At 50.3% G+C, this 7337-nt stretch carries 5 protein-coding genes, 1 pseudogene and 1 riboswitch; of the genes and pseudogenes, 5 read left to right on the plus strand and 1 reads right to left on the minus strand.

Features of this window, described 5'->3' with window-relative positions:
- Positions 1-78: 78 nt before the first annotated feature.
- The 3 genes from BUA24_RS13115 to BUA24_RS03235 all read left to right on the plus strand — a co-directional run bounded on the left by BUA24_RS13115 (position 79) and on the right by BUA24_RS03235 (position 4566).
- Positions 79-1425, plus strand: a complete 1347-nt coding sequence (locus tag BUA24_RS13115) for a glycosyltransferase family 2 protein (RefSeq protein ID WP_084660141.1) — start codon at positions 79-81, stop codon at positions 1423-1425.
- Positions 1426-1484: 59 nt separating this feature from the next.
- On the plus strand, positions 1485-3101 hold the full coding sequence (locus BUA24_RS11855) for an EAL domain-containing protein (protein WP_473234716.1): 1617 nt from the start codon (positions 1485-1487) through the stop codon (positions 3099-3101).
- 463 nt (positions 3102-3564) lie between these two features.
- On the plus strand, positions 3565-4566 hold the full coding sequence (locus BUA24_RS03235) for a glycerate kinase (protein WP_084660143.1): 1002 nt from the start codon (positions 3565-3567) through the stop codon (positions 4564-4566).
- Here the strand turns inward: BUA24_RS03235 and BUA24_RS03240 are convergent.
- Positions 4559-5341: a glycosyltransferase gene (locus tag BUA24_RS03240; protein WP_072788684.1), complete on the minus strand. Its 783-nt coding sequence runs from the start codon at positions 5339-5341 to the stop codon at positions 4559-4561. The two genes, BUA24_RS03235 and BUA24_RS03240, sit on opposite strands and share 8 nt — an antisense overlap.
- A 178-nt stretch (positions 5342-5519) precedes the next feature.
- A riboswitch (SAM riboswitch) is annotated at positions 5520-5608 on the plus strand.
- An 11-nt stretch (positions 5609-5619) separates the two neighbouring features.
- On the opposite strand from BUA24_RS03240, the pseudogene BUA24_RS13310 reads away from it, so the two are divergent.
- Positions 5620-6922 (plus strand): annotated as a pseudogene (locus tag BUA24_RS13310) (threonine synthase).
- On the plus strand, positions 6880-7128 hold the full coding sequence (locus tag BUA24_RS03250) for a ubiquitin family protein (protein WP_072788686.1): 249 nt from the start codon (positions 6880-6882) through the stop codon (positions 7126-7128). Before BUA24_RS13310 ends, BUA24_RS03250 begins: the two are co-directional and overlap by 43 nt.
- The last annotated feature ends 209 nt before the right edge of the window (positions 7129-7337 follow it).

The raw sequence follows: 7337 nt of genomic DNA on the forward strand, positions 1-7337 counted from the left end.
TTCTCACTCTATGTAGTGAAAATTTTTCAGTTTTGTTTGATGTGAGGATGTTTGCTGGTATGAGAGGTAATTGTTACAGTGACTGACATAATGGCCCGAGAGACGCCTCGTGAACGTCGCCAGATTGGAAGCGACAAACGCTCCAATCCTATGTCAGCCATACCCGTTGGCTTGACGGACAGAAAAATAGCCATTGCACGCCTTGCGATCGTTGTAACGGTTGTGGGATGGATAGGATATTTAGGGGTATGGATCTTCACTGAGCTTGTTCAGGGCGCAGCAGCTACGACACGGTCGAAGCTTGAGGCTCTGTCTTACCTCTTTATAGTGAGCCTCCTGACATACTCCTCGTTGGCTTACCTTACCTCACGGCTTGGCTTTTTCTACAGAGGTAAGGATCATCAAAGAACCCCTAAGGCCGTGCTTGATGAGTACTTTGACAAGAAGACACCTCCGGTCACGGTGATAATCCCCTCATATCGTGAAGAGATACGCGTAGTCAGAACTACGATCCTGTCAGCGGCGCTGCAGGAGTATCCGGATATGGATATCGTTCTTCTCATCGACGATCCGCCTACTCCTAGCGATCCAAAGAATAGATTTCTGTTGGACTCAGCCAGACGTCTGCCGGACGATATAAATAGGCTTTTTGAGTATCCTTCGGCGCTATTCAATAAGGCTTTGTCTGAGTTCGAATACAACGTCGAGCATGGCCACTCCATTAGCGAAAGCGACTTGATACTGCTCGCAAACTATTACGAGCAGGCAGTTGAGTGGCTTACTATTCAGATGGAGGAGATGGTAATCGTTGATCATACAGATACCTTCCTCTCTAACCAGGTTTTCAGGGCCCTCGCTCAGGATCTCCAACAAACCGCGAGAGCTATACGCGTGGCCAGTAGAGAGCTGGGGTCGATCAACGTCGACAGGGTAAGACAGCTTTATAAGAGACTGACAAATATTTTTACAGTTCGGGTTAGTTCTTTCGAACGAAAACTTTACGTGTCCCTGTCAAATGAACCGAATAAGGCTATGAACCTGAACTCCTACATCGGTTTGATGGGAGGCCACTATCGAGAGATCGAGACGCTGTCAGGAAGAATTCTTGAGAAAACGGAAGAGTTCGACGAAGGAACCATCTACATCAGAAACCCTGAATACGTTCTGACTCTGGACGCTGACAGTGTTTTACTCCCTGAGTACGTCATGAGACTCGTCTATCTGATGGAGCAAAGCCAGCATGCACGAGTAGGTGTAGCACAAACCCCCTACAGTGCCTATCCGGGCTCTGCTACTCGTCTTGAGAGGATAGCTGGAGCTTCAACGGACCTTCAGCACATAGTCCACCAAGGTTTGACTCATTACGATGCAACGTTCTGGGTGGGAGCAAATGCGGTCCTGAGGAAAGAGCTCTGGACGAGATAGTCAAGGTTGACTATGATGGCGACTACGAGATCAAACGCTACATCCAGGATCGTACTGCGATCGAGGATACTGAATCCTCAATCGACCTAGTGATAGGTGGCTGGAAGCTTCTCAATTATCCAGAGCGCCTGAGTTACAGCGCCACGCCGCCAGACTTTGGATCTCTGTGTATTCAAAGAAGGCGATGGGCCGACGGCGGACTTATCATCGTGCCTAAATTGCGAAAGCTTCGCAAGGCTCGCAAGCAACGTAGTGAGCAGGGTCGGCTTGGAGAGTTTCTGCTTCGCTTTAACTACATGGCGTCGATAACATGGAGCTCCGTAAGTCTGGTCGTACTGCTTTTTTATCCTTACGCTAACAAGCTTGTGAGTCCGCTTCTTGGACTACTCGCTCTGCCGTACTTTCTAGCTATGGCGAGCGACCTCAAGTATTGCGGGTACAAGAGGATCGATGTCCTCCGAATCTACGGATTTAACTTGGTGCTGCTTCCAGTGAACATAGCGGGAACTGTCAACTCGTTGGTTCAGGTGTTGACTGGTTCCAAAGGCGTGTTCGGAAGGACGCCAAAGGTTAGAAAGCGTACCGTCGCTCCACTTTTGTTCGTAGTCACTCCATACCTAGTGCTTGGATTGTCTCTTTTTACGCTTGTTCGAGACTATCAACATCATTTTTGGTACAACGCGGTTTACGCTAGCATTAACTCCCTGCTCGCCACCTATGCGATCTTTGCCTATATTGGGTTGAGAAACTCCATTGCGGACATATTTGTTCAGGTCAAGCCGTGGTTTGCGAAGAAGGAAAAGAAACCTTCTTCTGGCTCGGCTTCATCTGGAGCTTCTTCCCCTCACGTCTCTACGGACTGGGAAGCGATCTTGCACTTCGGGTACTCCGACGCCGTTGACAAAGGTAAGGCTTCAGTGGAAAGAAGCAAGACGAACTACAAGTCCGCCGATAGTTACGTTCTCGCCGAGTCGTCATCTCCAGCCATTGGGGCAAGTTCGTCAGCCCTGACTGCGCCAAGTTCGTTAGAGTTCACGACGCTCTTTCAACCCATCTTCGATCTAGCAACAGGGGAGGTTGTTGGTCATGAGGCTCTAAGTCGGTTCAACGACGGCGCATCTACGTTGCGTCGATTGGAGAGCTTCTCTGTAAAGCAAGCTGTCGAGATGGAGAGAGATATGATAATCGCCGCCATAGCGGCCTCTCATAATCTTCCGCGAGAGACTTGGCTTGCTATCAACGCATCTCGCCACTTGGTGACTAACGATCGCGGACTCATGGCGCTCGTTGCAGCCTCTAGCCTATCTATCGTTGTAGAGTTGAGAGCAGGAGAAGCGACTGATGAGGGGTTTGCCTCCTCAGTCTTAGAGGCATTACCGCCGGGGATGTCGTTGGCGATTGATGATGCTTCGCCGGAGCTTGGTAGCCTCAACTTTGTCGCTGCAGTGCGTCCCCGATACGTCAAATTAGACAGCGAGTGGGTAAGAGGAATCGACAAGAACCGAACCGTTCAGGTTCTCGTGGGAACACTGGTAAATCTCGCAAACGAGTCAGATGCCACCGTGATTGCGGAGGGGATCGAGAGTGAGGCGGAGTTTGAGACTCTCATGAACCTGGGGGTACGGCTGGGTCAGGGGTTCTTGCTGGGAGAGCCAGTCCCTGTAGGCAGGATCTAGCCCAAGAGTCGTAAGACAACTGGGAGCGATCTCGTCATGTTGAGCGCCATTTGCCTTAGAAGATATGCTGACTATTCAGACGGTCGAAAGCGACGATAAGCTAGCCTTATTTCTCTAAGGCAAACAAGCTATAGGCTTGGGCTCAATTCGAAAAAGGTCAGTAGGTACCACTAGTCGTCGTCGTCGTTTCTAAGTTGTCTTGCTGAATCGAAGGGATGTTCAATAGGTTTAGGTTGCAGAGTCAGAGGTGCTGTAATAGGCTTTCGCTGTATGAACTTTGGGTGAGCAGACTCGCTCTGAGAGTCCCGTTCTGTAAAAACCCACCTAAAGCAAGTGTGCGTAAACGAGTTCGACGCGAATGACTCAACTCATTGATCCTTGATCAAGCGCAGTAATTTGGTCGAGCCGACCTCAGCGCTAATGCTACACCGCTTTTCGCAGTGACTGTTACTATCGTTGATCTATGAGTCTCAAGGTTGTGTCGATCTTCGACAAGTTTAGGGGAACGCTATCTCAAGCGCGTATCGCTGACATCGTAAAAGAAGTTTCGAGAGAGCGCAACTGGAGGCTTGAGATCGTAAAGGCCTCTGACGGAGGCGAAGGATTTTTGGAGTGTTTTCCTGGAAAGATAAGACACTCGGTAGTGTCTGGGCCCTTCGGCTGTCCACGACGCGTCAGGTGGAGGAGTGATGGTATAAGTGCCGCTGTCGAAGTAGCGGAGATAGTCGGGCACAGGAATCTTGTATCGGGGGCCCGTCCTTTGGATGCTACCAGTTTCGGTGTTGGCGAGCTACTTGTAGAGATTCTAGGTTCAAATCCTCAGTCAGTGGCTATCGGTTGTGGTGGTTCGATAACTACAGACGGCGGTTTCGGGCTCGTGGCGGCAATTACAGGCACCAAGTTTGAACGGCTCCCTCACCTAAGCGCCTATGTGGACACAGCGACCTGTTTCGTTGACGCTGCGAGGGTATTTGGACGACAAAAAGGGGCAACACCAAAGCAGATAGAGTGGCTTGCGAGACGTCTTAGCTTCGCAGCTGACCTCTATCAGTGGCGATTCGGTCATCGGATTCATGAGGTTGAGGGGTCCGGCGCCGCTGGGGGCATTTCAGGGGCGGTCTTTGTCTTGGGTGGCAAGATCGTATCGGGAGCGCAGGCTATCTTGCATAGAGATTCAGTCCACGCTTCGGTATCTAAATGCGACGTTCTTGTTACCGGAGAAGGCTACTTTGATCACCAATCTTTGAAAGGCAAGGTGGTTAGCGCAGTATTGGAGTTGGGCAAAGATTTTGGCAAGCCGGTTTATGTAGTGGTTGGCGACTACGATGAACGGGCGGTTGAGGAGACTCTAGCGGCATATCCCACAGTGAGATTCGCATCTCTCGTCCAAAGAGTAGGCTTCGAAACTGCAACGAAGAGTCCAGAGTCCTCTTTGGCAGCAGCGTTGCTGGAGTTGCCTAGTTGAGATATTCTGGGTCAAGTTCAAACGGAAACTCGCGATCTTTTTCGATCTCGGCAAGTGATATTCGATTGGCCTTATATAAAATGGCATAAGCCACTTCACGGGCCTGGAGGCTTAGGATGTCCAAACCGTGATGACGGTGGTTTTTGACCCCGAGGTCGACTTGCTTGATTCCATCTATGCCATAACTAAGGTATGTGTCGATCAAAAGTCCTGCATCAACTGCGTATCCGCTTAGGAAGCTTATCTCTTTCAGGAACCTTGCTCTAAGCGCAACCTCTCCCGCTAGTGGGGACTGAAGCGCTGCTAATTCAGGGAAGAAGATAGCCAACAGAGGTCTTGCCATCAGCCGGGTTACACGATGAGTGGAAGCGTCTTCTCCAGATTCATCTTGATAAGAGTACGAGGCCCTTGCCATTACGGTGTCTTCGTCTCGTACGAGAGGCTCCACCAGCCGCACGATGTGATCCAGGGTGAAATCTGTAAGATCGGCATCGCAGGTTACGTATATATCTGCGTTATAGGAACGGTGAAGCCCGAAGTGGAGAGCCTCACCCTTTCCGCAGGGCATGAACTCAGGAACCTCTACCACATATGCACCGAATGATTTTGCGACTTCGACTGTTCTGTCTGTGCTATGGTCGCTTACGACTGTGACGGATAGATCGAATGGAGTATCAACTGCGTTGTCGCCAAGGAAGTTTGGGAGTAGCGCTAGCAGGCCTGACTCCTCGTTGCGAGCAGGGATCACCAAGGTTACAGATAGATGTCTGTTCATCCCTTACCTGAGATGGATTACAGCTAGTTGAGTCTTTAGGCACACAGATTATAAGGTTAGCAGGTACACAAGGGTTGCTTCCCCTGGGAACGGAACCCCGTAGCCGTCAACTTCAACTTTTTGACTTTCATCAACTCTAGTGACATCCGCCAGGTGTACAATATGAGAGCAACTCGTTGTGTCATCGAGAGCGGAGGAGGGACGGGCCCGATGAATCCGCGACAACCAGCACAGGTGTGCCAGGTGCCAATGCCCGATCGATGATTTTGGAGGTTTGATTGACTTTTTCGGATGCTCTGAAGTGTAAAGAGTGTGGAAAGCTTTATCCACTGGAGGCCATGCACGTTTGCAAGTTTTGTTTTGGTCCTTTAGAGGTCTCCTATGATTATGATGAAATATCTTCGTCGATCTCGAAGGAGTCGATAGCCTCAGGGCCTCTGTCTATATGGCGTTACAGGGACCTATTGCCAGTATCTGGATCTGACTACGTTGATCTCGGTGCTGGTTTTACCCCGCTGGTAAAGGCCGAACGTCTAGGAAGATACCTGGGCCTTAAAAACCTCTGGATCAAAAATGACACGTTGAATCTCACTGGATCATTCAAAGATCGAGCAGTATCCGTTGCGCTCTCCAAGGCGAAAGAGTTGGGTCTCAAAGTAGCGGCATGTGCCTCCACTGGTAACCTTGCAAACTCGGTCGCTGCGCACGCAGCTGCAGCTCAGATGGAGAGCTACGTATTCATCCCCACTGACTTAGAAGCGGTGAAGGTGATAACAACTACAGTATATGGGAGAAACGTTATAGCGATTGATGGCAACTACGACGATGTAAACCGTCTGTGTGCTGAGATTACTTCAGAGGAGCCAGACTGGGCGTTTGCGAATGTGAATGTGCGTTCGTATTACTCAGAAGGTTCTAAGACTCTGGCTTTTGAGGTGGCTGAGCAACTTGGATGGAGAGTCCCCGACCATGTAGTTGTGCCCATAGGTTCGGGTTCCCAGTTGACCAAGATCCACAAAGGCTTTACCGAACTGTACAGAGTTGGGCTGATCGACTCTGAGCCTCAGGTGCGGGTTTTCGGGTGCCCAACCACTGGGGTGTTCCCTAGTAGCAAGCGCCTATGTACAAGGACTCGACTTCGTGAAGCCTGTGAAGCCGTCGACGATAGCAAAGTCGCTGGCTATAGGAAACCCAGCGGATGGAGTGTATGCATTGGATGTGGTTCGTGCTACGAGGGGTGCTGTAGTGGCAGTCTCTGATGAGCAGATCCTAGACGCGATACGGCTACTTGCCAGGACCGAGGGTATCTTTGCGGAAACCGCAGGCGGGGTGACAATCGCTGTGCTGCAGGAATTAGTTAGTTCTGGAGAGATCTCTCCTGAAGAGAGAACGGTCGTTTATGTCACGGGAAGCGGACTAAAGACCGTCGAAGCGTTAGCGCCGAGTTCTACGGTGTCAAAGACTATTGAACCTTCTCTGGACGCCTTCATGGAGTACTTGTCGCAAAAGAGGAACACCACTATGGAGGGAGTGAGCCAGTGCAGGTTATTGTTAGGATTCCGGCTCAGTTACGGTCACTGACCAATGGGCTTGGCGAGGTAAAGGTTGAGTTCGAAGGGGACTTGGGTACCGCCTTTGAACAGCTATTTATTGAATTCCCGGGCCTTCGGGAGCGAATAATGGACGATTCGGGAGGACTAACCCGACTTTCGCAATTTCTTCCCGAATTCATGTCCATCCTGTGGATATCTAGGGGTGTGAAGGTGTTATCCACAGGGGTGTTGTAAGGTTTGGGCTGGTGAGATACTAGGCGGGGTATATTTGGTTTGTCGTGTAGTGTCCTAAGGATTTATATATTTGGTACTATTTGCATGATCTATGTGTATCCACTGGTAGCATCTGTCCTATGTATATCAGGGCCGTCGACACCAAGACCAAGACGGGAAAGACCTACACCAAGTATCAGTTGATCGAGTCCTATCGAAGTGAGAAGGGG

Origin of the sequence: Ferrithrix thermotolerans DSM 19514 (genome assembly GCF_900128965.1) — a bacterium.
GTDB lineage: Bacteria > Actinomycetota > Acidimicrobiia > Acidimicrobiales > Acidimicrobiaceae > Ferrithrix > Ferrithrix thermotolerans.